Origin of the sequence: Pseudomonas putida (assembly GCF_022627325.1) — a bacterium.
Classification (GTDB): domain Bacteria; phylum Pseudomonadota; class Gammaproteobacteria; order Pseudomonadales; family Pseudomonadaceae; genus Aquipseudomonas; species Aquipseudomonas putida_X.
This window is the reverse complement of sequence record NZ_JAETZZ010000076.1, coordinates 1-225: the sequence shown is the minus strand read 5'-3', so window position 1 is coordinate 225 and position 225 is coordinate 1. Positions and strand designations below refer to the sequence as shown.

General features: G+C 60.9%; 1 protein-coding gene. It reads left to right on the top strand.

The window, feature by feature from the left end:
* Window positions 1–225, top strand: a 225-nt coding sequence (locus JNA92_RS25785) for an immunoglobulin-like domain-containing protein (RefSeq protein ID WP_241807241.1), incomplete at both ends; no start/stop codon positions are given.

Genomic DNA, 225 nt, shown 5'->3' with positions numbered 1-225 from the left:
TCACCGGTAGCCCGCTGGTCGTGACCCTGGCCAACGGCCAGAGCATTACCATCGGCGTCGGTGAGTCGTCCGGTTCGGTCAATTTCACCGCGCCGAATAACGTCTACAACACCAATGCACCGCTGACCAACAGTATCACCAAGGTTGAAGGCGGGAATTACGAACAGCTCGACACCGCCGGCACCCCGACCACCACGGTCACTGACAGTCCGGCTACCCAGGCGA